The organism is Streptomyces sp. HUAS TT7 (assembly GCF_051550175.1).
GTDB lineage: Bacteria > Actinomycetota > Actinomycetes > Streptomycetales > Streptomycetaceae > Streptomyces.
Genome location: NZ_CP196175.1, coordinates 7,684,031 through 7,709,814, shown reverse-complemented (window position 1 = coordinate 7,709,814; position 25,784 = coordinate 7,684,031). Strand labels below are relative to the sequence as shown.

Below are 25,784 nucleotides of genomic sequence, written 5' to 3'. Positions count from 1 at the left end.
TCCTCCCAGCACCTGTACATACAGCTACCCGCCAGTAGTGTGTGGCCGCACGGTCGTGGCCGAAAGCTGCCGTGCCCTCAACTGCCAGTGCCACCAGGGGGATACCCATGCGCGGGATGAACCGCCGTCAGTTCGTTTCCAGGATGTCCGCCGTTGCCGCAGGGGCCGCTCTGTGGTCGGCGACGGCGCAGGACCGGGCGCTGGCGGCCACGGCCGCGCGGGCGGTACGGGTCGGCGGAACCACGCTGGAGCAGGCCGCGATACCGGTGGGCAGCGGCTCGTACAAGCGCCTCGTGGCCGGCCCGGGCTGGCCGCTCGTGGTCCGCGGCGAGCTGGCCGCGGCGGGTTCGGGCCGGGACGACCGCCGGACCGGGCTCGCCTCCTTCGTCCAGTTCACCGACCTGCACCTGGCGGACACCGAGTCGCCGGTGCGGTTCGAGTACCTGGCCCAGTACAACGACAGCGCGCACCGCCCGCAGGAAGCCCTGACGGTGCGGGGTGCCTCGTCGCTGGTCGAGCGGGTCAACTCGGTGCGCCAAGGCCCGTACACGGGGCTGCCGTTCGGCATGGTGATGGCCACCGGCGACAACACCGACAACCATGAACTCATCGAGCTCGACTGGTACTTGTCCGTCATGAGCGGCGGCCGGATCACCCCGAGCAGCGGCGACCCCTCGCGCTACGAGGGCGTGCAGAACTCGGGCAACGCGGACTACTGGAACCCGGAGTCGTCCTTCCAGGACACCTACAAGGCCAAGGGACTCCCGCAGATCCCCGGCTTCCTGTCGGGCGCGGGCCGCCCCTTCAACGCTCCGGGCCTGAGCGTGCCCTGGTACACGACCGTCGGCAACCACGACGACAGCATCGAGGGCAGCCTGCCCGACCTCGGCCTTCTGGGCGACCTGTACACCGGGGACCGGAAGATCGAGGGCTGCGACGACGCCACCGCGGCCAAGCTCGCGTACGCCCTGCGGCACGACCCGGCCCAAGCCGTGATCCTGCTGGGGAAGCTGCTCGGCAACGGCGGTGCGATACGCAAGGTCACCCCCGACGAGCGCCGTCGCCCCTTCACCCCGGCCGAGTTCGCCAAGGCGCACCTGAACCCGGCGTACACCGGCGCCGGGCCGGTCGGCCACGGCTTCACCTCGGACGCGGCGAGCAGCGGGCACCTGTACTACACGTTCCCGCTCGCGGCCGGCGTGCTCGGCATCAGCCTGGACACCACCAACAGGGCCGGTTTCGCGGACGGTTCACTCGGCACGGCTCAGCTCAACTGGCTCGAGTCGGTGCTGAAGTCGCACAGCAGCCGCTGGTACGACACCGACGGGCACGTGGTGCGCGGCGGGTCGAGCGACTCGCTCATCGTCCTGTTCAGCCACCACACCAGCACCACGATGGGCAACCTGCTGCCCGACCCGTACCACCCCTTCGAGGGGCGCCATGACGGCAATGCCCTGGTCTCGCTGCTCCAGCGCTATCCGAACGTGGTGGCCTGGGTCAACGGCCACACCCACGAGAACCGCATCACCCCGCACGGCCACGCGGTCCCCGAGCGTGCCTTCTGGGAGATCAACACCGCGTCCCACGTCGACTACCCGCAGCACGCCCGGATCATCGAGATAGCCGACAACGGCGACGGCACCCTGTCGCTGTTCACCACCCTCATCGAATCCGCCGCGCCCTATACGACGGACTTCGCGGACACCTCCGACCGGGGCCTGGCGGCCCTGTACCGCGAGCTGTCGTACAACGACCCGTACGCCACCCCGGCCGCCAAGCTCGGCTCCTCCGCCGACCACAACACCGAGCTGATCCTGGCGCACCCGGGCAAGTAGCGGCACGGCCCCCGCGAGCGCTCGACGGCCCCGCGGTGAGCGGCCCGGTTCTCCGACGGCCGTGCCCACCTGGCGGGGCCGTCGGGCGGGCGTTCCACTGGGAGTGCCGACAGCCGCGCGTCACACGACGAGGGAGTACACCCGCCATGGCGGACACCCACCATGTTCTGCTGGTCTCGTTCACCGATCCGGCGCGCTGCCGGTCGGCCTTCGCGGAGGCCGTGTCACTGCCGGGGCTGCGCCAGGCGGCCATTCTGGAGCGCTCGGCCGAGGGGTTGCTCGACGTACCGGACAACCATGTGCGCGGCGCCGGGGTGCCCACAGTGGGCGGCGGTCTGGTCGGCGGCCTGGTGGGGCTGCTCGGCGGACCGATCGGCGTACTGCTGGGCAGCGCGGCGGGAGCCACGCTGGCCAACGCGGCGGAGAACCGTCAGCTGCTGGAGGACGGAGCCGGCCTCATCGTGCTGAGCAGCAGGGTCGAGGACGGCATGGCCATGCTGGTCGTCGATCTGCACGAGTCCTCACAGCAGCCCGCCGACGAGCTGGCCCGGCGCCACGACGGCACCCTGCAACGCCTGTCCGCCAAGGAGTTCGCCGCCCAGGTCGAGGCGGCCGAGCGGGCCGCCCAGGACACCGAGAAGGCTTGACCCGCCCAGGAGGCTTCGCACGTCCACGCCGCGAACGCAGCTCGTACGACACGCTCAACAGCCGTACAGATGGCGTGAGTTGAGGATCCCGGGCAGACGGAGCGCCGTCCATCCCCGTCCAGAATCGACCTGTACACGGCCCCTGCCCGCTGCGATGGTGAGGGCAGAAACGAGAGACCGGTCTTCCTGGCAGCAAGAGCGGTCCCGGCCGCTCGGCCCCGAACGCACCACCACCCGCTCCCGGTGCGCACCATCACTGGCAGGGCAGCCGTCGCGGGAGTTCCAGGCAGCCTGCGCCGCCACCGGGAAGGCGCCCGGCGAGTGGGACGGCGGTTCCCTGGCACTCCCCCCACCAGGTGAGCCCCCTCACTCGCCGGGCCGGCCTTGCCACCACTGATGGATCAGGCCGTGCTCGCCTGCTTGCGGTACCGGCCGGGCGCCACGCCGTACTCCCGCTTGAATGCTTTCGCGAAGGCGAACTCCGAGGCGTACCCGGTCTGTTCGGCCACCGCTCCCAGCGGGGCGTCGCTCGCCCGCAGCAGTCGGCCCGCCGTCGTCATACGCCACCAGGTCAGATAGGCGAGCGGGGGCCGGCCCACGAGCGCCGTGAACCGGCGGGCGAAGGCGGCGCGGGAGAGCGAAGCGCGTGTGCCGAGTTCCTGGACGGTCCAGGGCCTGGCCGGGTCGCTGTGCATGGCCTGCAGCGCGGCCGTGATGGCCGGGTCGTTCAGGGCGGCCGCCCACCCGGTCGGCCCCTCGGGACGCTCGGCCAGCCACCAACTGCGCAGCAAATACAGCAACAGGGTGTCGAGGAGTGCGAGCACGATGGCATCGGATCCGGGCTGGGGGTCGGCCAGTTCGGCTCCGAGCAGGTCGACGGCCGCCCGCAGCCGGTCGTGGGCACCGAGGCGGGCCGGGAGGTGGATGTAAGGGGGAAGGTCGGTGAGCAGCGGGTGGGCCCGCGCCTTGTCCAACCGGTAGGCGCCGCACAGCATGAGCGTGTCGTCGCCCCGGACCGGCCCGCGGTGACGCAGCCTCGGCCAGGAGCCGTCCGGCTCCAACTCGGCTTCCTCCAGGGGTGTTTCGGGATGGTCGGCGAGGGCGTGGCCGTATCCGTGGGCGAGGAAGACGACATCGCCGACCCCGAGCCGCACGGGCTCGCCGCCGTCGGGCGGCAGCAGCCAGGCCGAGCCCTGGAGCACCACATGGAATCCGGCACCGTCGGAGGAGGGAAACCGCACACCCCAGGGCCCTCGCTTGACGGTGCGCGACGAATGCGGGCGCCCGGTGCGCATGGCGGCGATCGCATCACTCAGTACGTCCATCACGGCACCCTAGCGCAGCAGCCGGAGACGAGTGGAAGACGATCGGACATGAACGGGAGGTTCTTGGATATGGATCGTCTCTCACCCCGTCCGTACGGTCATTCCCATGACTACCAACAACGCAGCGAGCAGCCCAGAGACCCATGCGCCAACTCCCCCTGCACCCATGACGCTTGATGAGAGGACGTTCACCCGAGCCGTGCTCTTCCATGAGACGGGCGGGCCCGAGGTGCTGAGTGTCGAGGACGTGCCGTTGGCGCAGCCCGGGCCCGGCGAGGTCCTCATCCGGGTGGAGGCGATCGGCCTGAACCGGGCCGAAGCCCTGTTCCGCGCGGGCTCCTACTACTACCCGCCGACGCTGCCCGGCTCCCGGCTCGGCTACGAGGCGGCCGGGGTGGTCGAGTCGGTCGGCGAGAAGGTGACCGCGTTCGCACCGGGCGACGCGGTGATGTCCGCGGCCAACTTCGACTTCGGCGTCCACGGTGTGTATGCCGAACACATCGTCCTGCCCGAGGAGTCCGTGGTGCGCAGCCCGGACGGTGTGGACGCGGTGGCCTCCGCTGCTATGTGGCTGACCTACACAACCGCGTACGGCGGCATGGTGTAGACCGGCGGGCTCGCCCCCGGCGACCATGTGGTGATCACGGGGGCGTCCAGTGGTGTCGGTACGGCCGCTGTCCAAACGGCCCTGCGACTGGGAGCGATCCCCATCGCCGCCACGCGCGGCGAGGCCAAGCGCCGGGGGCTGGTGGAGCTAGGCGCGGCCCATGTGATCACCACGGACACCGAGGACCTGGTGGAGGAGGTCAAGCGGATCACGGGCGGCACGGGCGCCCGGATGGTCTTCGACGCGGTGGGCGGCCCGGGCTTCGCGGCCCTCGGCGACGCCCTGACGCCGGGTGGAACGGCGGTCCTGTACGGCTGGCTGGACCGGCGCCCTATCGAGCTGTCGATGAACTGGCCGCTCACCGTCCACACGTACGCCAATGGTGCGCTCACCCGTGACCCGGGATTCCGCCGCCGTGCCGCCGCCTTCATCGGCTCGGGCCTGACGAGCGGCGCGCTGGAACCCGTGATCGCCGAGACCTTCGACGGCCTGGAACGCATTGCCGACGCGCACCGGCTGATGGAGTCCAACACCCACACCGGGAAGATCGTGGTGCGGGTATGAGGTAGGCGCCAAGGACCGGGAAGGTCACGGGGGTTCGGAAAATCCGAACCCCCGAAGCGGGGGGCTCCACGATGGTGGGAAGGGGGCGGCTGCGCCAGCCTTGATCCATGACCACTTCGTCTTCCCGCAGAGTATTCCTGTCCACCGCCGCGCTGGCTGTCGCCGCGTGCCTGACGTGCGCTTCCGCGGCCGTCGCGGCGCCCGCCGCACCGCCGGGCCCGTCGGCCCCGGCGCGGATGTCGCTGCCCGCGCCGACGGGTGCGTATCCGGTCGGCACGACCTCCCTGCACCTCACCGACCGCGGCCGCCCCGACCCCTGGGTGGGCTCGCAACCGCACCGCGAACTGATGGTCAGCATCCGCTACCCGGCGCGGGACGTGTCCGGGCATGCGCGGGCTCCGCAGATGCTGCCGGGTGAGGCAGCGGGGTTCGATGCGCTGAACAATCTCACGGACATACCCAAGGGCCGGGCGGACTGGGCGGCCACCCGAAGCCACGCCCATACGGAAGCACCGGTCGCATGGCACAGCGCGCAGGGCTTCCCGGTGGTGCTCTATTCGCCGGGCGTCGGGGACCCCCGCACCCTGGGCACCACCCTGTGCGACGAGCTCGCCTCGCGCGGCTACGTGGTGGTGATGATCGACCACACCTATGACGCCTCCGCGGTCGAGTTCCCGGGCGGGCGGGTGGAGAAGACGGTACTGCCCCAGGAGTTCGAGAAGGCCGACAAGGCGGGAAAGGCACAGGTCACCGCGCTGCTGAAGAAGACCGTGGCGGTACGGGTCGCCGACACCCGGTTCGTACTGGACCAGCTGGGACGGCTGCCCGGCCGGCTGCGGGGCGCGCTCGACCTGAACGCCGTGGGGATGTTCGGGCAGTCGGCGGGCGGGTTCACGGCCGCGCAGACCATGCACGACGATCCCAGGATCAAGGCCGCGGCCAACCTGGACGGCGTCATGGGCTACACCCAGCGCGACGACGACCCGGCCAACCCGTCCTCCGTCGGGACGGACGGCGTCGACCGGCCCCTGCTGCTGATGGGCAAGGAGGGCAACGACCACCACACGGTCGCATCCTGGGACGCGGTGTGGCAGCACAGCAAGGGGTGGCTCAGGGACTTGACGCTCACCGGCGCCGAGCATGCGAGCTACACCGACATGCAGTCCGAAATACCGCAACTGGCACGCCAGTTGGGGCTTTCCGCGCAGACCGTCGCCGCCACCATAGGCACGGTCGAACCGGAGCGTTCGGTGGCCGCGCAGGAGGCCTACATCACGGCCTTCTTCGACCGATGGCTGCGCGGGCAGAACCGGCACCTGCTCGACGGCCCCTCCGCCCGCTTCCCCGAGGTGCGGTTCGTGAAGTAGCCCCTCGCAGCCCGCCGGCCCGGCCCCGTGGCGGGGCCGGGTGCCACCAAGCGCCGCTGACCGCGGCCTTTGACCACAACAGCGACCGCTCCACCGCCCCGAAAGGAATACGTGTGCAAGCCGGCCACCTGCCCGTTACCGTGGACGGCATGAAGGTCATCAGCCGTATCGACAGCGCCACCGCGCGAGCGACCAGCTCGCCGGTTGCCGCCGCCTGACCTCATTCCCCACTCCCCCGGCGACCGGAAACGGCCCGCCGGTGGATCGTCGGATTCATGGTCCGGAATCCCAGTCCTGGATTCCTGCTGCTGGATCTCTGTCGCGTCCCATGTCCGCGGTCCCTTTCCGGCTGCCCCACAGCCAAGGAACCGCAGCCATGAACACCATGAACACCGAGCGTGTCATCCACACCTTCGTCGAGTACTTCGAGGACCGGGGCCACCGGCGCATCACGGGGTCGTCCCTGCTGCCGCCGCCCGGTGACCCCGTGCTGTTCACCACCTCCGGCATGCATCCGCTCACCCCCTACCTGGAGGGCCGGCCCCACCCGCTCGGCCGGCGCCTGGTCAACGTCCAGCGCTGCCTTCGCACCACCGACCTGGAGGAGGTCGGAGACAACATCCACCTGACGGTCTTCGAGATGCTCGGCACCTGGTCCCTCGGCGACTACGGAAGCTCGCACAGCCTCGGCTGGGGCCACGACCTGCTGGTCAACGGCTTCGGTATCGATCCGGGACTGCTGTACGCCACGGTCTTCGGCGGCGACGAGCACTCGGGCCCCGACACCGAATCGCTGCACCTGTGGCAGGAGCTCGGGGTGCCGGTCGAGCTGACCACTGAGGAGAACTGGTGGTCCAACGGCCCCACCGGTCCCTGCGGTCCGGACTCGGAGATCTTCATCTGGACGGGAGAGACACCACCGCGGTCCACACCGACCGGAGACAAGCGATGGGTGGAGGTATGGAACCACGTGATGATGCGCTGTCGCCGCCGCGACGACGGCACCCTCGACGTGTTGCCCCGGCCGAACGTCGACACCGGGCTCGGCCTCGAACGGCTCGTCTCCTTCCTCCAGGGCAAGGGATCGGTCTTCGAGACCGACCTGTTCGAGCCGTGGCTGGGCTCGCTGCCTTCGCTCTGGCGGCTGGAAGAGCAGTCGCTGCGGCTGGTCTGCGACCATCTGCGGTCGAGCATCGTCGTGATCGGCGACGGTGTCCTGCCGTCCAACACCGGGCGCGGATATGTCCTGCGGCGGCTGATCCGGCGGGTGCTCACCACCCTGTGGCGGGTCGATCCGTCCCGCACGCTCGGCGATCTGCCCGAGGACCTGGTCCGGCACACGCTGGACCACTTCGGGCAGCGCGGGAACACCGGCCCGGTCCGCGACGTACTGGCCGACGAGGAGCGGCGCTTCACCCGGCTTCTCGAACGAGGCCGCCGCGTCCTGTCCCAGCCCCGCTACTCCGGCCCGCTCACCGAGGACCACTACAGCTACCTCCACGACACCCACGGCCTCCCCCGCGACCTCGTACTCGGCCTCCGGGGCGGCACGCCGGGATGACCCTCGGCGCGGGACCGCGTTGGGGGCGCGGCCCCGCGCCGACACCTGGAAACCGCCGGAACCGGGCGCTCCGGCCCCCAGGCGCCCGGACCTTAGACTCGGCGGATGGCAAAGTACTTTGACGTGCACCCCGAGAACCCCCAGCGGCGCACCATCAGCAGCGTGGCGGACAGCATCCGTTCCGGCGCGCTCGTCGCGTACCCGACGGACTCCTGCTACGCGCTGGGGTGCCAGCTGGGCAGTCGAGACGGCATCAACCGGATCCGGTCGATCCGCGAGCTGGACGACCGCCACCACTTCACCCTGGTGTGCCAGAACTTTGCGCAGCTGGGTCAGTTCGTGCAGATCGACAACGACGTGTTCCGTGCCATCAAGGCGGCGACGCCCGGCAGTTACACCTTCATCCTGCCCGCGACGAGGGAGGTGCCGCGCCAGCTGCTGCACCCGAAGAAGAAGACGGTCGGGGTGCGGATCCCCGACCACGCCGTCGCTCAGGCCCTGCTCGCCGACCTCGGCGAACCGCTGCTGTCCAGCACGCTGCTCCTGCCCGACGAGGACGAGCCGATGACGCAGGGCTGGGAGATCAAGGAGCGCCTCGACCACGTGGTGGACGCGGTCCTCGACTCCGGGGACTGCGGCACCGAGCCGACGACCGTCATCGACTTCTCGGGCGGAGAGATGGAGATCGTGCGCCGGGGAGCCGGCGACACCTCACGCTTCGAGTAGTCGCCCGCGCCCGGGCACCCGTTCACCGCGGCATCGTCAGTCGCGGCGTCGGTCAGTCGCGGCGGGGCCCAATGACGGCGCTCCCGTCGTGCACCGTGATCGCCTGGGCGGGGCAGGCGTCGGCGACGTCGAGGATGCGTTCGTCCGGCTCGATCCCGTCCGGCAGCACGCGCGCGTGCTCGCCGTCCAGCGCGAACACGTCCGGGGCGGCTCCGGCGCACATGCCCGAGGCCAGGCAGAGCTGCGGGTCCACGCGTACGGTCCAGGTCATGGCGGTCACCACGCGACCGGCATGACGCGCGGGCCACGGACCAGCATCTCGGACTTCCAGGTCACGTCGCCGGCCAGTTTCAGCCCGGGGAAGCGGGTGATGAGGGCACTCAGGGCTTCCTGGAGTTCGAGGCGGGCCAACGGGGCACCCAGGCAGTGGTGGACTCCGTGGCCGAAACCCAGGTGCTGGTTGCCCTCGCGGGCGATGTCGAGCACACCGGGGGCGGTGAAGCGGAGCGCGTCGCGGTTGGCGGCGCCCATCGCGACCAGGACGGGGGTGCCGGCCCGCACCAGGGTGCCGCCGACCTCGACGTCCTCGGTGGCGTACCGGGCCTGGCCGGCCCCGCTGCCCAGCGGTACGAAGCGCAGCAGTTCCTCCACCGCGCCCGCGATGAGTTCGGGCCGGGCCCTGAGCTGCGCCAGCTGGTCGGGGTGGTCCAGCAACGTCAGGGTGAAGTTGGGGATCTGGGACGCGGTGGTCTCGTGGCCGGCCACCAGAACCGCCACGCACAGGTCGACGAGTTCGAGCTCGGTCAGGCGGTCGCCGCCGTCGCGGGCCTCGATGAGCGCGGTCATCAGATCGTCCTGCGGATCGCGGCGGTGCCGCTCGATCAACTCGCCCATGTAGGCGCGGAGTTCCTCGCGGTTGGCCTCGAACTCGGCGGCGGTGAGGGAGCTGGTGGACAGGGCCGCGTCGCTCCACACCCGGAAGCGTGGGCGGTCCTCGGTGGGCACGCCGAGCATGCGGCAGATCACCGCGACCGGCAGCGGCAGCGCATAGGCGTCCACCAGGTCGGCGGGCGGACCGGCCGCCTCCATGTCGTCCAGCAGGCTCGCGGTGAGTTCGCGGACCTGCGGGCGGAGCTTCTCGACCTGGCGGACGGTGAAGGCGCGCGCCACCAGGGAGCGCAGCCGGGTGTGGTCCGGCGGGTCCATGCCGAGAATGCCGCTGTCGTTGCGCCCCTCGGACTGCCGGGGCTCGTCGTGCGAGGCGCCCTCGGCCCGGCTGAAGCGCTGGTCCCCGAGGACGAGCCGGGCGTCCGCATAGCGGGTGACGAGCCAGGCGGACTCGCCGTACGGCAGCTGCACGCGTAACAGACCCGGCAGTTCGCGTACGCGCTCGTACTCCTCGGCGAGCTGGAGTCCGTCGGAGGTGTTGAAGGGATAGGCGAGGGGTGTCGTGTCGGCTGTCGTCACTGCGGCCTCCCGGATGTAAGCAGCTGCTTACAACGGTAGGGGCGGGTCCAGTGGGCGGTCAACGGCGCATTGTGGCCGTTATCCTGATGGGCCGTCTGAGAGGACCTGCCCCATGCGCGAAGCCCCCGACTCGGATTCTCCCAAATCGACTGCTACCGGCTCGACTGCCGAATCGGCTGTTCCCGGATCGCCCGCCGGTGAGCGCCGCCGTGACGCCGGAGCCACCCGCCGCCGGCTGCTCGACGCCGCCCGGGACCTGTTCGCGGAACGGGGATACGAAGGGGCCACGGTCCGCGAGATCGCCGAACGGGCGGGCGCCAACCAGGCGTTGCTGTTCCGGTACTTCGGGTCCAAGCAGGGGCTGCTCACGGAGGTCGTCGCGCAGGGTGGCCTGGAACAGCTGCGCGCCACACCGCCCGAGGAACTCTTCGAGACCGCGCTGCGTTCGATGCTGACCAGCAGCGCGTCGGGGACGGCCGACCGGTCCCTGGAGGTCTATCTGCGCTCCATAGGCCGCGGCGACGAGGCGACCGGGACGCTGCGGGAACTGGGCGAGCAGTATCAGAGCGCGCTGGCCGCGCTCTCCGGGGCCAAGGACGGTGCCCTGCGCGCGGATCTGGCCATGGCCTGGCTGCTCGGCATCGGGCTCATGCGGACGGTCGTGGCGCGCGAGCCGCTGGCCGGCGCGGACCCGGACACCGTGTGCCGCCTGGTGGTCGACACCCTCGACCATCTCTGGTCCGCGCCGGACAGCGAGACGTAGTAGACCGTCAACCGGCCGTCAACTGGCTGTGTTCCAGCGGCAGATGAGGCCGGCGAGCTCTGCGGGGCGGCTCAGCGCGAGGAGGTGTCCGCCGGGCATTGGCTCGATGTCGATGCCCAGCCGTTCCTTGGCGTTGCGGCGCGCGGAGCCGTTCGAGCGGCCCGGTCCGGACGGAGTCGGAAACTATTCGCTGATCCGGACGGCGCCGGACGGACAGAGGTTGCCGGCCTGGCGGGCCGCGGGCTGCTGGGCGTGATCGGGATCGGGCGTGATCACATCCACGAGACCGTCGTCGTCCTGATCGAAGACGCCGGGCGCGGTCAGCGCACACAGTCCGGCGCCGACGCAGACGTCCCGGTCGGCGGACACCCGCACGGGTCCTCCCTTCTCCCCGGTCACCAGGTGACCGGGAGTTCGTTGACGCCCTGGATCGTCGTGCCCGGGCGCAGCGCCAGCTGATCCACGGGCACGCCCAGGCGCAGGGTCGGAATGCGCTCGAACAGCGCGGTGAGGATGACTTCGAGTTCGAGGCGGGCCAGGTTCTGGCCGAGGCACTGGTGCACCCCGTACCCGAAGGACAGGTGATGGCGTGCCGAGCGGTTCACATCGAAGACGTCCGGGTTCTCGAACACTGAACTGTCGCGATTGGCAATGGAGTTGGAGACAATCACACCCTCCCCCGCGCGGATGAGCTGGCCGTCGATCTCGATGTCGGCCGTGGCCACGCGGCCGCCCGCGATGTCGGCGATGGCGAGGTAGCGCAGCAGTTCCTCGACCGCGCCGGGCAGCAGGGTGGGGTCGGCACGCAGGGCCGCGAGCTGGTCGGGGTGTTCGAGCAGGGTGATCACGCTGAGGGAGGTCATCGAGGCCGTGGTCTCGTGGCCGGCGACGAGCAGCAGCAGCGCGGTCGAGATCAGTTCCTCGCGGTCTATCTCACCGGCCGCCAACTGGCGTGTCACCAGGTTGTTCAGCAGGCCGGGGCCGGGCTTGGCCTGCATCGTGGTGATCAGCCCGTCCAGGTAGCGCGTGAAGTCTGCGCGCGCTGCGAGGGCACCGGCCGCGTCCGGCGCCTGGACAAGGCGCCTGCTCGCGTCCTGGAAGAAGTCGTGGTCGGCGTACGGCACGCCGAGCAACTCGCAGATCACCATGGACGGAACGGGCAGCGCGAACTGGCTGACCAGGTCGGCAGGCGGGCCCCCGGCGATCATCCGGTCGAGGAAACCGTGCACGATGCGCTCGACGTCGGGCCGCATGCCCTTGATTCGCTTGACGGTGAACTCGCTGATCGTCATCCGCCGGCGCGGCCCGTGTTCCGGCGGGTCCAGGCCGATGAAGGCCGGGGTTCCCTCCCTGATGGCCTCGAAGCGCGGCGACGTGGCGGGAAATTCGTTGCGGGTGCGGTCCGAGGAAAGGCGGGGGTCGGCGAGCAGCTTGCGCGCCGTCTCGTGCTTGGTGGCCACCCAGGCCCGTCGGCCGTCGAAGAGGGTCACGGCGTTCAGCGCATCGGGCTCGTCGCGTAACTGGCGGTACGTCTCGGGCAGGTGGTAGGGGCACGTGCGGTCGGCCGGGAAAGCGGGGGCCTCGCGCGTCTGGATCGCTGCGGCGGTCTCGGTCATGTCGGTCATCGAATCCCTCGAAACCTCAGACATTAAAGAACGGACAGTTCTCTAACCACGAGGCTAAGCTGTCCCCCTTAGAGAACGCAACGGCTCCTATCGGACACACCCGGGAGGCATGGGTGCCCAACAGCACCGACCCGGTCACCGAACCACCCGCTGACCACCGCAAAGGGCCTCGCCGCCGCGGCGAGGAACTGGAAAGCGCCATTTTGCGGGCCACCTTGGACGAGCTCACCGAGGTCGGCTACTCCGCGCTGACCATGGAGCGGGTCGCCGCACGGGCCCGCACGGGCAAGGCGGCCGTCTACCGCCGCTGGCCGAGCCGGGCCCAACTGGTCCTGGACGCATGCAAGTTGGGCAAGATTTCCGAAGTCGACCTGCCCGACACCGGCGGAGTCCGCGGCGACGCGCTGGCTCTGCTGCGGCAGATGGCGGCCACGATGTCCAGCCCGCTCGGCGGGATCATGCGCGGGCTCCTCGGAGAGATGACGCGCGATCCCGAGCTGGCCGAACTGATCCGGGAGCGGATCCACACCGTCCGCCCGTTGGCGGTCCACGTCATCCTGGAGCGGGCCGTCGAGCGCGGCGAGGTCGAGCCGTGGGTCCTCACCTCCCGGCGGTCCACGGTCGCGACGGATCTGCTGCGCAACCAGTTCCTGCTGTTCGGCGCGCCCGTGGAGGACGAGGTCATCGTGGACATCGTGGACGACATCTACCTGCCGCTGATCCTGAGCCCGGCCGCGAGCCCGCCGGACGAGGCCGACTAGTCGCCGGGCGCCCCGCCCATCATCCTGAGCATCCCCATCCCTCCGGTCCGGAAGAAACGTACGACCAGGGCGGCCGCCAGTACGAGGAACACGATGTTGAGCCAGGTTGTGTAGTTCCAGGTGACGCCCGCCATGGGGATGGTGGCCGAACTCCGGTCGGGCACGAGGCCGAGGCCACCGAAGGCGAACTCCACGACATACCCGGCGACGACCATCGCCAGATAGAACGTGCCGAGGAGGAAGGCGGCCATGCGGGCGCCGTAGTACCTGCGGTAGATGGTGAGGATCGGCAGGATCAACAGGTCCGCGAAGATGAACGCGACCACTCCGCCGAAGCTGATCCCGCCCTTCCAGAGGACCACCGCCAGCGGCACATTGCCGATGGAGCAGACGAACGAGGCGATGGCGACGAGCGGGCCGATCAGCGGCCCCCAGAGCTTGGCCGCCGGCGGATTCCCGTCGAAGAAGAACGTACGCCAGAAGGAGTCCGGCACCCACGCGGCGATCGCGCCCGCGATGACCAGACCGACGACGAGATCGCGCAGGATCGCCGCCCACTCCATGACGAAGACGTGCGCGGTGGAGGTGAACCCCTCGGCCGAGAACAGCCGCCCGGCGAACGAGCCCTCCTTCTGTACGGACATGTCCATCGCGGCATGCCCCTCCATCGAGCCGGCCAGACCGCGCTCGGCCTGTTCGCGGGCCCGGCTCAGCAGCCCCTCGCGGAGGAAGAGCCGGAACAGCACCGCGAGCAGCACAATCATGAGGGGGCCGCCGACGAATTCGGCCGCCGTGAACTGCCATCCCATCAACAGGGCCAGAATCACGCCGAGTTCGACGACGAGGTTGGTCGAGGCGATCTCGAAGGCCATCGCCGCGGTGAAGTGAGCACCCTTGCGGAACAGCGAGCGGGCGAGCGCGACGGCGGCGTACGAGCAGGAGGACGAGGCCGCGCCGAGCACGGCCGCAAGAGCCAGGGTGCGCGGCCGGTCGTCGCCGAGCAGCGCGACGACGGTGGACCTGCGCACCACCGCCTGCACGACCGCGGACAGGGCGAAGCCGAGGACCAGGGCCCAGGTGATCTCCCAGGTCATGGAGCCGGTGATGCGCAGGGCGTGCAGTACGGCATCCATGGGCGTGCCTTCCGCGGGGAGGGGGCGGATGGAGAGGGGGTTGGGTTCCGGGTCTTCGCCGAGGCGAAGGCCCGGAACCCGTTCCCTGTCATCTGCTGGCCGCTGTCAGACGACTGTTACCTGTCATCTGAAATCTGTCAGCTGATGACGGAAAACTGACAACTGTCGCCCGTCAGCCGCCGCTACTTGAGCCGGTTGACGATCTTGTTCATCTGCTCGATCTCCGCGTTCTGGGCCGCGATGACGTTGCCCGCGAGCCGCTTCGCGTCGGAGTTGCCGCCGTTCTTCTGCTCGTCCTTGGCCATGGTGACCGCGCCCTGGTGGTGGCCGATCATCAGCTGGGCGAACTTCTTGTCGAAGTCCTTGCCCTTGGCGGACTTGAGGTCACTCATGTCCTGGTCGGACATCATCCCGGCCATGCCGGACGAACCGTGGTTCATACCCGGCATGTCCCCCATCGACGACGAGGCCGAGGACGACGCCGAAGGGAGCGGCTTGCCCCAGGACTTCAGCCAGCCCTTCATCGTGTTGATCTCCGGGTCCTGGGCCTTCTCGATGGCGGAGGCCAGGCTCTTGACCTCGGAGTCGGCGGCGCGGCCGTCGGCAAGCCGGGCCATCTCGATGGCCTGCTGGTGGTGCGGGATCATCTGCTGGGCGAACGTCACGTCCGCGTCGTTGAAGGCGCCGCCCGGGGACGAGGTGCCGGAGGAGGCGGCGTTGCTGGGCCCGTGGTTCATCCCGGGCATGGCCGAACCGTCGGGCTTGGAGCTCCCCGAGGAGCCGCAGGCCGCCAGCGCCAAGGCGAGGGCGGCGACGGTGCCGGCGGCCGCGAGGGTGCGGCGACGGGCAGCGGAGGAGAGGGAAATGGACATCAAGGGTTCTTTCCAGGTGGGCTACCCCGTGCTGGGGCGCGCGTAAACGGGCAGGGCAGTTCGCCGGGCCGACCTGGGGCCGGGCCGGGCAGCGCCTGTCACGTCCGCGCGACGCACACCTGAAGGAGCAGACCTCTGCCGCTGAGCGGCGGTCCACGCCGCGCCGCGACGAACAGGCCCGTACGGCGCAGTCCCCATGCGACGAGGACCACCGGGGCGAGCACGGCGAGGAGACCGGCCGCGGCCAGCGGCAGCCGCTCCCGAGCGGGGGTGGACACACAGAGTTCACCGTTCATCCCCGTGGCGACAGGGGCGGCGTGACGCTCGCCCCGCGGGTCCGCCCGCACATCCGCCCGCATGTCCGCATGGCCCGTACCCATGGGCGCGGCCATGGGCGCCGGCATGGCCATCTCGCCGTGGCAGCCCGCTGCGGCGTTCGCCGGAGCCCCGTGCATGGAGAAGAGGCCGAACAGGACGGCACAGAGCACGAGCAGCCGGGACAGTCCCGCCCTGCGCGTCCGTCTGCGGTCCACGGGGTCCCCTGCCTTCTCTCGCTCGTACGACTCCTGCGCTCCGGCCCGACGATACCCCCACCGGGTTTACTCGCGGCACTCCCCACCCCGGTGTGCGCCCACACTGTTCACCACATTCGCTCGGGCTTCCACAAGTGTGTGCTTCACCGAAGTAGCCAGGTCAGTGGTGGAATTTGGGCTGGTCCGCCACAAGGGTGAGCTATGTTTTGAGCACACATGGCACGAGAAGGAGGCCCGCCGGTGTCATCGGGGCAGCAGGTACGCGCCCAGTCGGCCGCGATCACGCCGAGCGGGGAGCCCTCGGACCATGAGCGCGCCCCGGCGGCCCGGGTCCGCGCGCTCTTCGACGGCCACCGCCTCTCCCCCGGGCAGCGACGCATCGCCCAGTACCTCATCGACCACCTCACCGACGCGGCCTTCCTCTCGATCACCGAGCTCGCGGAACGGGTCGGCGTGAGCCAGCCGTCCGTGACCCGCTTCGCCTCGTCCCTCGGCTACAGCGGCTATCCCGCGCTGCGGGAGGTGCTCCAGCCGATCGCCCTGAGCGCGGTCGCGGGTACTCCGGAGGGCCGCGAGGAGAGCCGTCACAACGAGCTCCAGGCGGCGGTGGACGCCGAAATCGAGAACCTGGAGCACGTGCGGCGCCTGGTCGCCAACACCACCCAGGTCCTGGAGATCGGCCGCGAGCTGGCCCTCTCGGTGCCGCTGACCGTCCTCGGCCTCAGGATCTCCGTGTCCCTCGCGGAGTACTTCGCGTACGCGGCCCGGCGCATCCACCCCGATGTGCGGGTCGTGACGCGCGGCGGCAGCGTCGCCTACGACGCGCTGCTGCAGTCCCGCTCGGCGGGCGGGACCTGGGTGCTGGCCTTCGCGATGCCCCGACACGCCAAGGAGACCCTCTCCGCGATGCGGGCGGCCCGCAGCGCCGGGCTCCGAATCGCGCTGGTCACGGACACCACGCTGGGCCCGCTCGTCGACGAGGCCGATGTGGCACTGACCGCGGGCACCGGCTCACGGCTGGTGTTCGACTCGTACGCGGCTCCGAACGTGCTCGCCGCGGCCATCCTCCAGGCGATGGCCGACGCCGATCCCGAGCGGACGCAGGCGCGGCTCGAGGAGTACGAGCAGGCCGCCGACAAGCACGGCTTCTTCCTCTAGGGACTGCCCGGCTCGCCGGGACCGGGCCCGACCCCTTCCGTTTCTTCCCCACGGGCCCGATTCGCCCAGGTCACCGCGCAAGATCTTCACAACCTCAAGGCGCATGAATTTTTTCATACCCTTGTGTACTCAACGGTATATATGTTTACTGAGCCGTGGCGGCCACCGATCTCTTCCTGCCAAGGAGAGCGACCCCACCCAGTCCCTCTGAGAACGAACAACCAGCGTGACGCTCTCCCCCTCCTCCTCACGTCGCGCTGGATGTCCGATCCAGGCTGTTGGATCCGGTGGAACGCCCGTGGCGGCCTCGGCTAACCCCTGAGCCGGGGCCGCCCCCCTCTCTCGATCAGAGTTCGACAATCTTCGGAAGCGACGAGAATGTCCCCTACGGCCCCCACCACCACGCTCAGCCCGGACTGGCCCTGCCAGGTCAAATCGCCGGGGAGTCGTGACTGGGAACGCACCGCCACCCGTTGGCTGCGCGACCTGCTGCCGGCCCGCTACGCCGGCTATTCACCCCTCATCCGCCACCACGTCCTGCTCGCACGGCACGCCCAGATCCAGGTGCAGCACGAGATACGCGCGGTGCGCGTCGCCCTCCAGACCAGCCGCGCCGAACTGCCCACCCTGGGCGTGGCTCCGGCGGTCATCGAGAACACCATCCGTATGTACGCGATGGAGCTCGACCAGCTGGGCCGCCTGGCTCGGGGCGTCCGCCTCGTCATGGAGGCCCTCATGGACGACGGCGCCCCGCCGCGCAGGACATACGTACCGCGAAGGTGACTCCGGGGCCTACACCGGCTCCGGCAGGTCGAGCCGCGTGAAGTGTTCGGGCGTGAGCGCGCGCAGGAAGTCCGCCGCTTCGAAGGCCTCCCCTGCGGCGACCACGCCCGTGGCGCGGAAGCGCCCGTCGAGGATGCGCGCGAGGGCCTCGACGACGAGCGGCGCCGTGACCGCGTAGATGTCACGGCCGCCCGCGACCGCCCGGCGCGTCTCGCCGCCCCTGCGGACGGCCGCCTCGACGAGGAAGGTCTGGGCCGAGCGCCCGCTGCTGTCGGCGGGCACGGGCTCGGGGGTGGTGGCATCCCGTACGTCCCGCAGTGGCGCGAGGTTCATGACGGCACGCACCTCTGGTGTGCGCACATGGCGCGAGATGGTCACCTGGTCGGCCGTCGCGAACGGAGCGGCGTCCTGCGTTCCGAACGGCTCGGGAAACTCCCAGGGGAATTCCTGCGGCGTGTAATCGAAGGGGCTCAACTTGCCATCCGTGTAAGCGAGTTGCTGCCCCGCGTTGCTCTTTCCGGTCAGCCGGCTGCCGAGGGTGGGCAGCCAGCTGTCGAGGGCGTACGCGAGGACCACTTCGTCCGCCTCCGTCCAGTCGCCCAGGGCCGCGGTGGCCAGTAGGTCACCGACCGCGCCGTAGAAGGCGACCGAGGGTGCGAGGACGATGCCTGCCTGCCTGGCCCGCTCGTCGTAGGTGTCGAACAGCGCGGCCGTGACGGCCTGTTCGGCGGCGACGTCCAGGTACGGAATGCGGGCGCGCAGTGCCGCCTGTGCCACGGGGAGCGCGGTCGCGAGGAACGGCCCCGCACAGTTGACGACCGCGGATGTGCCCTCCAGGGCGCGGTCGAGGGAGGCCGCGTCCGCTGTCGACGCGACGCGCACCGGAACGTCGGGGGCGAGCTCTCCGAGCCCGTCGAGCTTCGCCCGGTCACGGCCGACGAGCACAACTCTCGCACCTCGGTTCAGGAGCTCCTTCACGACGAAGCGGCCCGTGTGGCCGGCGGCACCCATGACGGCGACAGGCCGCTCGTCGGGCCAGTCGGCAGTGTGCGGAACAGACATGGGGGAAAGGGCAGAACTCATCGCTGGCTCCCGAATTTCTGCAGGTGGTATGTGGTGTGACGCCATAGTGCGGGCCCCGGACCCACATCCACCAGCGGCCGGAATGACGAGGGGCGTACAGTTTCGGACATGACTGCTTCTGGCGTGACTGCTGCGGACACGACGGTTTCGGACACGACGGTTTCGGACACGGCTGCATCAGCGACTTCGGGCGGCTGGACCGTGGCGCTCGCCGTCGCCGAGGGGAGCATGCTGTTCGAGGCCGCGGCTGCATGCGAGGTGTTCGGCACCGACCACTCCGAGTTGGTCGACCCCTGGTACTCGTTCCGCGTGTGCGGCTCGCGGCAGGCCCGCGTCGGGGGCTGGCTGCGCGCCGACACCACCCACGGCCTGGACGCCCTCGCCTCCTCGCACACGGTGATCGTCCCGGCGCAGGACGACATCGAGGGCGACCCGCCGGGCGAGCTGATCGACGCCGTCCGCGCCGCGCACGCCGCCGGCGCCCGCATCGTCTCGCTGTGCACCGGGGCGTTCGTCCTGGCCGCGGCGGGGCTCCTGGACGGTCGCCGCGCGACCACGCACTGGGCCCACGCCGACCTGCTCGCCGCGCGGTATCCGAAGGTGACGGTCGACGCCGGGGTGCTGTTCACCGACGAGGACGGTGTCCTCACCTCGGCGGGCAAGGCCGCGGGCATGGACTTGTGCCTGCACATCGTCCGCACCGACCACGGCGCGACGGTCGCCAACGCGCTGGCCCGCCACCTGGTCGTACCACCGCACCGCGACGGCGGCCAGGCGCAGTTCATCCCCGCGCCGGTGACCCACGGGCGCGACCACCCGCTCGCCGACCTGCTGCCGTGGGCTCTCGACCGGCTCGACCAGCCGCTCACGGTGGAGGACCTGGCCCGGCAGGCGGCCATGAGCAGCCGCAACCTGGCCCGGCACTTCCATGCCGTCACCGGGACCTCGCCCCTGCGCTGGCTGCTGAGTCAGCGCGTACGGCTGGCGCAGGAACTCCTCGAGTCGGGCGACGACAGTGTCGAGCACATTGCGGCGCGCACGGGTATGGGGACGTCCGCCACCCTGCGCCGCCACTTCGCCCGCGTCACAGGTCTGCCGCCCGAGGCGTACCGGCGCACTTTCGGAATGCGCTGACATGTTCTCGGGCCGGTCTCGGGCCACGCCGGGGCGCGGCCCGAGAAGACGCCGGGTTCAGAGGACGAACACGCTCCGGCTTCCGTTGGGGTGGTAGGTCTCACCGGGATAGATCAACCAGGTGACCTGTCCGGTGCAGTCGGGCCCGGAGTGCACCTCGACGATCGCGTCCGTGTAGTTGGACACCATCGGCGGCGCGAAGTCTCCGAGCGGGTAGCAGCCGCTTGGGTCCTCATGGGCCACACCGTCGATGACGAGTACTCCGGCAGCCGCGTATGCGGTGTTCGGTGCCGCCAGCGCGAGTGCTGCGGCCGCCGCGAACGCGCCGAGCGCCATCGTCATGCGTCGCACCATGCGCATACCCCTTCCGTCACTGCGGGCCGCACCCTGGAGCGGCCCACTGGTGCAACTCACCGTATGCGTATGGCTACTTGACGTCACAGGCGTACGGAGGTGAAGCCCGCCCGCGTCAACGCGCCCTGAGCCGAAGGACCCGGCAGGATGGGGTCGGCCCACACCCGACATGCGATCTACCGGGGTGCGTGCGAGCGTGGAGGTGGCTCTACCTCCGACCTGCCCATCAGGGGGCGACCACCATGAGCAAGAAGCAGACCCGCCAGAACCGGGGAGCACGCACCGGCGGCCATGACCGGAGCACCACCTCCGAGGTCAAGGAGCAGGCGAAGACCCCCACCGCGCCGGAAGCGACGCCCTCGACGCCAGAGGTCTCCCACAAGCAGCCGCGGAAGTTCGGCCACAACTAGCCATAGCTGACCACACCTGGCCACACCTGGCCGCCGGATCCGCCTTGTTCCTCGACCGGGTGACGGATCCGGCGGTGTTCCCACGCGGCCGACGAATCTCCGGCTCGCCGCACAACTGGGCTTCTGCGTATGTGGGTTGGCGACACCAACGGCTGTGCCATGCCGGTCAGCGCGCTCGCTCGGCCGCCCGCCACTCCGGCGCGAGCACGGACCAGATCTCTTCGTCGTGCCGTGTGCCCCGGTACAGGTAGCTCTCCCGCAGCACGCCGTCCTTCGTCATGCCGAGACGCCGCGCCACCGCGATGCTGGGTGCATTGGCTGCCGCCACCCACCACTCCACGCGGTGGATGCCGCGCTCCCCGACGGCCCAGTCGATGATCGCCCGCACGGCCCGGGTCACCAGGCCCCTGCCCACGGCCGACGGCTCCAGCCAGCAGCCCGCCTCGGCGATGCCCTGCGCGGTGTCCAGCCTCCGGAACAGCACGGCGCCGACCAGCTTGCCGTCGGTCCGGATGCCGTAGAGCCGCCCGGTGTCGGCCGCCGCCCTGTCCGCGTACGTCTGAAGGAACGCCCGGCTCGACTCCAGGTCCGTCACGGCGTCGGGCAGGCCGTTGTACCGCCCGATGAACTCCCGCCCGCGCTCCACATGGTTCAGGAACTCCTCGGCCTGCCAGGGTTCGAGCGGGCACAGCTCGGCGCCGTCCTCTCCCAGGGATATCGCGTACATCCACACCCTCCATGGTCTCGATGTGCGCCCACGGCGCCGTCGACCAGACCCTACGGTCACTGAGTAGGTGCGCGCGCCTCGCGAGAACACGACATCACCCTGCTCCCCTGCTGATGGTGTCGCAGATCCGCCAGAAGCAGCCCTCCCTTCCTGTTGAAGTAGTGGCCACACCCACCCCTGGCCACGCCATGTGGTGCGCCCCCACACACAGGACGGGACCCATGTCCTCCACAGCGATCGTCACTTCCGGCGAAGTCTCCGCACCATCGGCTCGATCGGCGCTCTTGTCCTGGCTGGCCGTGCTGTCGGTGATGTTGGGTATCTTTTCGATCGTCACCACCGAGATCCTGCCCATCGGCCTGCTGACGTCGATCGGGTCGAGCTTCACCATCTCGGACGGCATGGCCGGCCTGATGATGACCATGCCGGGTTTCCTGGCCGCGCTTGCGGCGCCACTGGTCACCGTCGCGACCGGGCGCATCGACCGTCGGCTGATGCTGGGCGCGCTCGTCCTCCTGCTGGCGCTGGCCAACTTCCTTGCGGCAGTGGCGTCGAGCTACTGGATGGTCCTGGTCTCCCGCGTCATGGTCGGGGTCACCATCGGTGGGTTCTGGTCCATCGGTGCCGGTCTGGCCGGCCGTCTGGTGCCGGCGGAGTCGGCGGCCCGGGCGACCTCGGTGATCTTCGCGGCGGTTCCCCTCGGCTCGGTTGTCGGGGTGCCGCTGGGCACATTGATCGGCGACCTCGCGGGCTGGCGGACGGCGTTCCTCGTCATGGGGCTCTTCACGGTGGGAGTGCTCGTGCTGTTGCTCCTGGTGCTCCCTCCGCTCCCTGCCGCACAGACGACCCGGTTGCATGTCCTCGGCGGCATGTTCCGGAGCGTCAACACCCGGTTCGCGCTGGCGATTACGTTCCTCGTCGTCCTCGCACACTTCGGCACCTACACCTATGTGGCGCCGTTCCTGGAGCGGGTGGCACATGTGGGCTCCGGCCGCATCACGGTCTTTCTGCTCATCTACGGAGTGGCCGGCATCGTCGGCAACTTCCTCGGCGGGTCGTCCGTCGCCCGTCATCCCCGGGCCACCTTCGCGGCGGCCGCCGCGCTGATCGCCGGAGCCACCCTGCTGTTCCCGGTACTCGGGCGGTGGGATCTGGGCGCGGTGGCTCTGCTGATCGTGTGGGGCGTCGGCTACGGGGCCGTGCCGGTCTGCTCGCAGACCTGGTTCTCGAAGGCCTCCCCCGAGGCGCCGGAGGCGTCCACCGTGCTGTTCACCTCGTCGTTCCAGGCCACGTTCTCCACCGGGGCGCTGGTCGGCGGCATCGTGGTCGACCACGCCTCGCCGTCGACGGTCATGACGATGGGGGGTGCGGCGGCCGTCCTGATGGTGCTCGTGGTGTGGGTCCACCACATAGGGAAGGTCTCGTGGCCCGAGCCCCGACGGGGGGCGCCCATGACGTCCAATTCCCTTGACTGCGGGCCGAGTTGACACATGACAGGTGAGGCATCAGGTCGGGGTATCAGATCGAGCCGTCAAGTCATCGGTCAGGGCAGATCCGAGCGGCCCAGCCATGTGGGCTTCACCGGGACACCGTCCGCGTACCGCGTCGGCGCAGCGGACGGCATCGGGGGTATCCGGGGCGGCACCGCGTCGGCGGGTTCCGGTTGCGGTTCGCGCTCCCGCTTCGGCGTCGGCGCGGCGGAGTCCTCCAGCAGCTCCGCGACGGTGAACCGGGCGCTGTAGGACTGCCAGGAGCCGTCGATGACGAGCACGAGCCCGTCGCCGTTCCGGAAGAGCCTGCGCCGCTTCGGATTGCGCGGGTGCTCGGGCGTGAAGCGCCGGGCCCGGCCCTCCAGCTCCGCGAGGGCCTCGTCGTACGAGCCCTCCACATGTGTCAGCACGTACGCCTCCACATGCTTGCGATCCCCGGTACCCACCGTCATCTCGGCGATCAGCCCCCATGTCGGCACGAGCCACTCCTTTCCACTCCGGTATGGAACGAACACCGCAACCAGTGAACCGACATCCCCCGTCGGCCCCCTCAGAACTCGGAGTTGGCGACCCAGCGCGCGAGCAGCTCGTCGTCCCCGGAGATCTCGAAGGCGTCCGAGGTCCGGTCGAGGCGTCCGTACATGAACAGCAGCAGATCCGCCGCGGCCCCCTCGACGGCGGCATCCGCCGGGTTCGTTGCCTCGGCGTTCGTCGTGGCCTCGGCGTCCGCGGGCACGAGCCCGAAGCCGTCGGGACGCAGGCGGATCAGCCAGTCGCCGGCCCGGTCGGTGCAGCGGAAGCGAATGGTCTCGTCCTGGCCGCGCAGGTGCGCGGTCTTGGGCGCGAAGGACGCGGCGAACGGCAGGTTGACCAGGAACTCGTCCACCCCGTCGGCCGCGAGAGCGGGGTCGATGACGGGTCGCAGGCCGACGGCGAGTTCCGCGTCGACGCGGTGCACCAATGTCTCGAACAGCATCCGCCGCATCCAGAACCGGGCATGGGGATCGGCACCCCACACCCACATCGGGGCGTCCGGGTCGGTGTCGGCGAAGGCTCGGTCCGCCACCTGCGAGCCGGCCGTCAGCCAGCCGGGGTATCCGGCGTCGTCGGCCGGCAGGTCCAGGTCCGTATCGCGGGTGAGAGGCCGTTCCTGGACGCGCTGACGCAGCAGCCCGGAGAACATGCGCTGCACGCTTCCGGTGTGCCTGATCAGGTCGACGAGCGTCCAGCCGGGGCAGCTCGGCACCGGCGTCGCCAGGTCCGCTCCCTCGACGACCGCCACGAACCTGGCGGTCTCCGTCATCACCGCCTCGCGGTGGGTCGCCGGGGCGGAGACCCAGCGCGAGTCATGTGAGCTGTCCATGCCCATGCCGCTGTCCATGTGGCTGCACCTTCTCCCTTTTCGCTTCTACGGTCCGACAGCCCCGGTCGGTGCGCGCCTCGGGCGCTCCTCCACGGTCTGTCAGGGATCAGTCTGCTCCGGGGGCAGTCCCTTCGTGGACTCGGGGCACCTCTGGGGCAGTGTGGTCGGAACACACTCGGCCAGGCGTGCTATGTGTGGGTGGCGGTGCAGTGTATTCAGGAGTGATGGATCTTCAGGCACTGCGCGCGGCCGGCCGCCCCTCCCTGGCGACGCGCCACGCACTCCTTGCCGTGCCGTTCGCGATGATCGCGCTCGTCACGGTGGGCGACGTGCTGGCTCCGCCCGACGTGCACCTCGGCCCGTTCCTGGCCGCGGCCCCGGCCGTCACGGCTTCCTTCCGGGGCCCCCGGGCCACGGGGTTCATCGGCGCGGTCGCCGTTCTGGCGCAGGTGGTCGTCGCGGCGGTGCGCAGCAGTGTCACCGACCTCAACCACACCTTCCAGATCATCACGCTGCTCCTGATCTCGGTGTTCGTGACGCTGTTCGCCCATCTGCGCGAGGTGCACGAGAAGGAGCTGGTGCAGTTGCGCTCGGTCGCCGAGGCCGCTCAGCAGGTCGTGCTGCGGCCCCTGCGCGAGCGCCTCGGTCCGCTGCGCGTCGCGAGCGTGTACCTGGCCGCGGCGGCGGACGCGCAGATCGGCGGCGACCTGTACGCGGCTGCCCGGACCGCCCACGGCACCCGGCTCATCATCGGCGACGTACGGGGCAAGGGCCTTGAGGCGGTCGGCGACGCGGCTCTCGTCCTCGGCGCGTTCCGGGCCGCCGCCCACCAGGAGGCCGACCTTCCGGGCCTTGTCGACTACCTCGAACGGGCGGTCGCGCCGGACCTGGACCAAGCCCCCGGGGCCGGCCTCGACGACACCGCCGGCCGTGCCCCCGACCCGGACCATGACGGCGCCCCGCACTCCCCCTCCCCCTCCGACGACTTCGGCGACGACCTCGGTGAGGCGTTCATCACCGCTGCCGTGCTCGACATCCCCGACCTCGGCCAGGCCCTCCAGCTCGTGAACTGCGGCCATCCCCCGCCGCTCCTCCTGCGCGGCGGTCGCGTGATCCCCCTGGAGGTGGACCAGCCGGCGCCGCCGCTGGGCCTGTCCGGCCTCGCAGAGTCCCAACTCGCCGCGCAGGGCTTCCCGTTCGAGCCCGGCGACATCTTGCTGCTCTACACCGACGGTGTCCTCGAAGCCCGCGACGAGGCGGGCGCGTTCTACCCGCTCACGGAACGCGCGGCGGCCTGGAACGGCACCGGGCCGCGCGCCCTGTTGAGCCACCTCCGCGACGACCTCCTCGCCCACACTCCCACCGGGACCCTGGACGACGACGCCGCGATGGTGGCCATCGAACGGCTCCGTCCGCCCGCCCAGCGGGGTGCGGCCCACCCATAGGAGCCCGATGATGGGGAACCTGTGCAGCGTACGCATCCGAGAGGCGGGACC

At 70.3% G+C, this 25,784-nt stretch carries 26 protein-coding genes and 1 pseudogene; 14 read left to right on the top strand and 13 right to left on the bottom strand.

Translation table 11 applies throughout. The features are described 5' to 3' along the window. Window positions 1-107 precede the first annotated feature (107 nt). Together ACSHXC_RS34890 and ACSHXC_RS34885 are read left to right on the top strand one after the other, a co-directional pair. Window positions 108-1,835, top strand: coding sequence for a TIGR03767 family metallophosphoesterase (locus ACSHXC_RS34890; protein ID WP_438295347.1), 1,728 nt, complete (start codon window positions 108-110; stop codon window positions 1,833-1,835). A 146-nt stretch (window positions 1,836-1,981) separates the two neighbouring features. Continuing rightward, window positions 1,982-2,482: a histidine kinase gene (locus ACSHXC_RS34885; protein WP_438295346.1), complete on the top strand. Its 501-nt coding sequence runs from the start codon at window positions 1,982-1,984 to the stop codon at window positions 2,480-2,482. A 401-nt stretch (window positions 2,483-2,883) separates the two neighbouring features. On the opposite strand, the gene ACSHXC_RS34880 is transcribed toward ACSHXC_RS34885, so the two are convergent. Next, complete coding sequence (locus ACSHXC_RS34880; RefSeq protein ID WP_438295345.1) at window positions 2,884-3,807, bottom strand: AraC family transcriptional regulator; 924 nt, start codon at window positions 3,805-3,807, stop codon at window positions 2,884-2,886. A 166-nt stretch (window positions 3,808-3,973) separates the two neighbouring features. Here ACSHXC_RS34880 and ACSHXC_RS34875 point away from each other — a divergent pair. From ACSHXC_RS34875 to ACSHXC_RS34860, 4 genes and pseudogenes are all read left to right on the top strand, one after another. Continuing rightward, a pseudogene (locus ACSHXC_RS34875) lies at window positions 3,974-4,978 on the top strand (zinc-dependent alcohol dehydrogenase family protein). 107 nt (window positions 4,979-5,085) lie between these two features. Beyond that, window positions 5,086-6,345 (top strand): alpha/beta hydrolase family protein, encoded by a 1,260-nt coding sequence (locus ACSHXC_RS34870; protein WP_438295344.1) that lies wholly within the window; start codon window positions 5,086-5,088, stop codon window positions 6,343-6,345. A 385-nt stretch (window positions 6,346-6,730) separates the two neighbouring features. Then, a complete protein-coding gene (locus tag ACSHXC_RS34865) occupies window positions 6,731-7,906 on the top strand; it encodes an alanine--tRNA ligase-related protein (RefSeq protein WP_438297005.1) in 1,176 nt (391 codons plus the stop codon). A gap of 105 nt (window positions 7,907-8,011) precedes the next feature. Beyond that, on the top strand, window positions 8,012-8,632 hold the full coding sequence (locus ACSHXC_RS34860; RefSeq protein ID WP_344373947.1) for an L-threonylcarbamoyladenylate synthase: 621 nt from the start codon (window positions 8,012-8,014) through the stop codon (window positions 8,630-8,632). 52 nt (window positions 8,633-8,684) lie between these two features. On the opposite strand, the gene ACSHXC_RS34855 is transcribed toward ACSHXC_RS34860, so the two are convergent. Beyond that, the gene (locus tag ACSHXC_RS34855; protein WP_438295343.1) at window positions 8,685-8,903 is read right to left on the bottom strand and encodes a ferredoxin; all 219 of its coding nucleotides are present in this window, start codon (window positions 8,901-8,903) and stop codon (window positions 8,685-8,687) included. 5 nt (window positions 8,904-8,908) lie between these two features. Continuing rightward, window positions 8,909-10,099, bottom strand: coding sequence for a cytochrome P450 (locus ACSHXC_RS34850; RefSeq protein ID WP_438295342.1), 1,191 nt, complete (start codon window positions 10,097-10,099; stop codon window positions 8,909-8,911). A gap of 112 nt (window positions 10,100-10,211) precedes the next feature. On the opposite strand from ACSHXC_RS34850, the gene ACSHXC_RS34845 reads away from it, so the two are divergent. Then, complete coding sequence (locus ACSHXC_RS34845; RefSeq protein ID WP_438295341.1) at window positions 10,212-10,862, top strand: TetR/AcrR family transcriptional regulator; 651 nt, start codon at window positions 10,212-10,214, stop codon at window positions 10,860-10,862. 183 nt (window positions 10,863-11,045) lie between these two features. Here ACSHXC_RS34845 and ACSHXC_RS34840 read toward each other — a convergent pair whose 3' ends face one another. Both ACSHXC_RS34840 and ACSHXC_RS34835 read right to left on the bottom strand, forming a co-directional pair. Next, on the bottom strand, window positions 11,046-11,237 hold the full coding sequence (locus ACSHXC_RS34840; protein WP_385999111.1) for a ferredoxin: 192 nt from the start codon (window positions 11,235-11,237) through the stop codon (window positions 11,046-11,048). 20 nt (window positions 11,238-11,257) lie between these two features. After that, window positions 11,258-12,478: a cytochrome P450 gene (locus tag ACSHXC_RS34835; RefSeq protein ID WP_438295340.1), complete on the bottom strand. Its 1,221-nt coding sequence runs from the start codon at window positions 12,476-12,478 to the stop codon at window positions 11,258-11,260. Between the two features lie 122 nt (window positions 12,479-12,600). On the opposite strand from ACSHXC_RS34835, the gene ACSHXC_RS34830 reads away from it, so the two are divergent. Continuing rightward, complete coding sequence (locus ACSHXC_RS34830; protein ID WP_438295339.1) at window positions 12,601-13,248, top strand: TetR/AcrR family transcriptional regulator; 648 nt, start codon at window positions 12,601-12,603, stop codon at window positions 13,246-13,248. On the opposite strand, the gene ACSHXC_RS34825 is transcribed toward ACSHXC_RS34830, so the two are convergent. From ACSHXC_RS34825 to ACSHXC_RS34815, 3 genes are all read right to left on the bottom strand, one after another. Then, window positions 13,245-14,381 carry a permease gene (locus tag ACSHXC_RS34825; RefSeq protein ID WP_438295338.1) on the bottom strand — a complete coding sequence of 379 codons (1,137 nt, stop codon included), beginning with the start codon at window positions 14,379-14,381 and terminating at the stop codon, window positions 13,245-13,247. The two genes, ACSHXC_RS34830 and ACSHXC_RS34825, sit on opposite strands and share 4 nt — an antisense overlap. Before the next feature lie 182 nt (window positions 14,382-14,563). After that, window positions 14,564-15,253: a DUF305 domain-containing protein gene (locus tag ACSHXC_RS34820; RefSeq protein WP_438295337.1), complete on the bottom strand. Its 690-nt coding sequence runs from the start codon at window positions 15,251-15,253 to the stop codon at window positions 14,564-14,566. Window positions 15,254-15,351: 98 nt separating this feature from the next. Next, on the bottom strand, window positions 15,352-15,786 hold the full coding sequence (locus ACSHXC_RS34815; protein WP_438295336.1) for a hypothetical protein: 435 nt from the start codon (window positions 15,784-15,786) through the stop codon (window positions 15,352-15,354). Between the two features lie 240 nt (window positions 15,787-16,026). On the opposite strand from ACSHXC_RS34815, the gene ACSHXC_RS34810 reads away from it, so the two are divergent. Beyond that, complete coding sequence (locus ACSHXC_RS34810; RefSeq protein WP_438295335.1) at window positions 16,027-16,944, top strand: MurR/RpiR family transcriptional regulator; 918 nt, start codon at window positions 16,027-16,029, stop codon at window positions 16,942-16,944. Window positions 16,945-17,322: 378 nt separating this feature from the next. Then, window positions 17,323-17,727, top strand: coding sequence for a hypothetical protein (locus tag ACSHXC_RS34805; protein ID WP_438295334.1), 405 nt, complete (start codon window positions 17,323-17,325; stop codon window positions 17,725-17,727). Window positions 17,728-17,736: 9 nt separating this feature from the next. Here ACSHXC_RS34805 and ACSHXC_RS34800 read toward each other — a convergent pair whose 3' ends face one another. After that, complete coding sequence (locus tag ACSHXC_RS34800) at window positions 17,737-18,789, bottom strand: saccharopine dehydrogenase family protein (RefSeq protein WP_438295333.1); 1,053 nt, start codon at window positions 18,787-18,789, stop codon at window positions 17,737-17,739. 249 nt (window positions 18,790-19,038) lie between these two features. On the opposite strand from ACSHXC_RS34800, the gene ACSHXC_RS34795 reads away from it, so the two are divergent. Further along, window positions 19,039-19,944, top strand: coding sequence for a helix-turn-helix domain-containing protein (locus ACSHXC_RS34795; RefSeq protein ID WP_438297003.1), 906 nt, complete (start codon window positions 19,039-19,041; stop codon window positions 19,942-19,944). 57 nt (window positions 19,945-20,001) lie between these two features. On the opposite strand, the gene ACSHXC_RS34790 is transcribed toward ACSHXC_RS34795, so the two are convergent. Then, window positions 20,002-20,298, bottom strand: a complete 297-nt coding sequence (locus tag ACSHXC_RS34790) for a hypothetical protein (RefSeq protein ID WP_438295332.1) — start codon at window positions 20,296-20,298, stop codon at window positions 20,002-20,004. A 242-nt stretch (window positions 20,299-20,540) separates the two neighbouring features. On the opposite strand from ACSHXC_RS34790, the gene ACSHXC_RS34785 reads away from it, so the two are divergent. Continuing rightward, the gene (locus ACSHXC_RS34785; RefSeq protein ID WP_438295331.1) at window positions 20,541-20,708 is read left to right on the top strand and encodes a hypothetical protein; all 168 of its coding nucleotides are present in this window, start codon (window positions 20,541-20,543) and stop codon (window positions 20,706-20,708) included. A gap of 166 nt (window positions 20,709-20,874) precedes the next feature. Here the strand turns inward: ACSHXC_RS34785 and ACSHXC_RS34780 are convergent, their stop codons facing one another. Further along, the gene (locus ACSHXC_RS34780) at window positions 20,875-21,435 is read right to left on the bottom strand and encodes a GNAT family N-acetyltransferase (protein WP_438295330.1); all 561 of its coding nucleotides are present in this window, start codon (window positions 21,433-21,435) and stop codon (window positions 20,875-20,877) included. Window positions 21,436-21,656: 221 nt separating this feature from the next. Between ACSHXC_RS34780 and ACSHXC_RS34775 the strand changes: the two genes are divergently transcribed. Then, window positions 21,657-22,922 (top strand): MFS transporter, encoded by a 1,266-nt coding sequence (locus ACSHXC_RS34775; protein ID WP_438295329.1) that lies wholly within the window; start codon window positions 21,657-21,659, stop codon window positions 22,920-22,922. 56 nt (window positions 22,923-22,978) lie between these two features. On the opposite strand, the gene ACSHXC_RS34770 is transcribed toward ACSHXC_RS34775, so the two are convergent. Together ACSHXC_RS34770 and ACSHXC_RS34765 are read right to left on the bottom strand one after the other, a co-directional pair. Continuing rightward, window positions 22,979-23,404 (bottom strand): hypothetical protein, encoded by a 426-nt coding sequence (locus tag ACSHXC_RS34770; RefSeq protein ID WP_438295328.1) that lies wholly within the window; start codon window positions 23,402-23,404, stop codon window positions 22,979-22,981. Window positions 23,405-23,475: 71 nt separating this feature from the next. Then, the gene (locus ACSHXC_RS34765) at window positions 23,476-24,306 is read right to left on the bottom strand and encodes a maleylpyruvate isomerase family mycothiol-dependent enzyme (protein ID WP_438295327.1); all 831 of its coding nucleotides are present in this window, start codon (window positions 24,304-24,306) and stop codon (window positions 23,476-23,478) included. Between the two features lie 206 nt (window positions 24,307-24,512). On the opposite strand from ACSHXC_RS34765, the gene ACSHXC_RS34760 reads away from it, so the two are divergent. After that, on the top strand, window positions 24,513-25,733 hold the full coding sequence (locus tag ACSHXC_RS34760; RefSeq protein ID WP_438295326.1) for a PP2C family protein-serine/threonine phosphatase: 1,221 nt from the start codon (window positions 24,513-24,515) through the stop codon (window positions 25,731-25,733). Window positions 25,734-25,784: the final 51 nt, after the last annotated feature.

What these genes read in the sequence shown, in the direction of transcription:
- ACSHXC_RS34890 (WP_438295347.1), top strand. Translation starts at nt 108, where the DNA reads ATGCGCGGGATGAACCGCCGTCAGTTCGTTTCCAGGATGTCCGCCGTT.
- ACSHXC_RS34865 (WP_438297005.1), top strand. Translation starts at nt 6,731, where the DNA reads ATGAACACCGAGCGTGTCATCCACACCTTCGTCGAGTACTTCGAGGAC.
- ACSHXC_RS34825 (WP_438295338.1), bottom strand. Translation starts at nt 14,381, where the DNA reads ATGGATGCCGTACTGCACGCCCTGCGCATCACCGGCTCCATGACCTGG.
- ACSHXC_RS34775 (WP_438295329.1), top strand. Translation starts at nt 21,657, where the DNA reads ATGTCCTCCACAGCGATCGTCACTTCCGGCGAAGTCTCCGCACCATCG.
- ACSHXC_RS34880 (WP_438295345.1), bottom strand. Translation starts at nt 3,807, where the DNA reads ATGGACGTACTGAGTGATGCGATCGCCGCCATGCGCACCGGGCGCCCG.
- ACSHXC_RS34790 (WP_438295332.1), bottom strand. Translation starts at nt 20,298, where the DNA reads ATGGTGCGACGCATGACGATGGCGCTCGGCGCGTTCGCGGCGGCCGCA.
- ACSHXC_RS34860 (WP_344373947.1), top strand. Translation starts at nt 8,012, where the DNA reads ATGGCAAAGTACTTTGACGTGCACCCCGAGAACCCCCAGCGGCGCACC.
- ACSHXC_RS34885 (WP_438295346.1), top strand. Translation starts at nt 1,982, where the DNA reads ATGGCGGACACCCACCATGTTCTGCTGGTCTCGTTCACCGATCCGGCG.
- ACSHXC_RS34780 (WP_438295330.1), bottom strand. Translation starts at nt 21,435, where the DNA reads ATGTACGCGATATCCCTGGGAGAGGACGGCGCCGAGCTGTGCCCGCTC.
- ACSHXC_RS34795 (WP_438297003.1), top strand. Translation starts at nt 19,039, where the DNA reads ATGCTGTTCGAGGCCGCGGCTGCATGCGAGGTGTTCGGCACCGACCAC.
- ACSHXC_RS34855 (WP_438295343.1), bottom strand. Translation starts at nt 8,903, where the DNA reads ATGACCTGGACCGTACGCGTGGACCCGCAGCTCTGCCTGGCCTCGGGC.
- ACSHXC_RS34760 (WP_438295326.1), top strand. Translation starts at nt 24,513, where the DNA reads ATGGATCTTCAGGCACTGCGCGCGGCCGGCCGCCCCTCCCTGGCGACG.
- ACSHXC_RS34805 (WP_438295334.1), top strand. Translation starts at nt 17,323, where the DNA reads ATGTCCCCTACGGCCCCCACCACCACGCTCAGCCCGGACTGGCCCTGC.
- ACSHXC_RS34820 (WP_438295337.1), bottom strand. Translation starts at nt 15,253, where the DNA reads ATGTCCATTTCCCTCTCCTCCGCTGCCCGTCGCCGCACCCTCGCGGCC.
- ACSHXC_RS34845 (WP_438295341.1), top strand. Translation starts at nt 10,212, where the DNA reads ATGCGCGAAGCCCCCGACTCGGATTCTCCCAAATCGACTGCTACCGGC.
- ACSHXC_RS34765 (WP_438295327.1), bottom strand. Translation starts at nt 24,306, where the DNA reads ATGGACAGCGGCATGGGCATGGACAGCTCACATGACTCGCGCTGGGTC.
- ACSHXC_RS34870 (WP_438295344.1), top strand. Translation starts at nt 5,086, where the DNA reads ATGACCACTTCGTCTTCCCGCAGAGTATTCCTGTCCACCGCCGCGCTG.
- ACSHXC_RS34835 (WP_438295340.1), bottom strand. Translation starts at nt 12,478, where the DNA reads ATGACCGAGACCGCCGCAGCGATCCAGACGCGCGAGGCCCCCGCTTTC.
- ACSHXC_RS34800 (WP_438295333.1), bottom strand. Translation starts at nt 18,789, where the DNA reads ATGTCTGTTCCGCACACTGCCGACTGGCCCGACGAGCGGCCTGTCGCC.
- ACSHXC_RS34785 (WP_438295331.1), top strand. Translation starts at nt 20,541, where the DNA reads ATGAGCAAGAAGCAGACCCGCCAGAACCGGGGAGCACGCACCGGCGGC.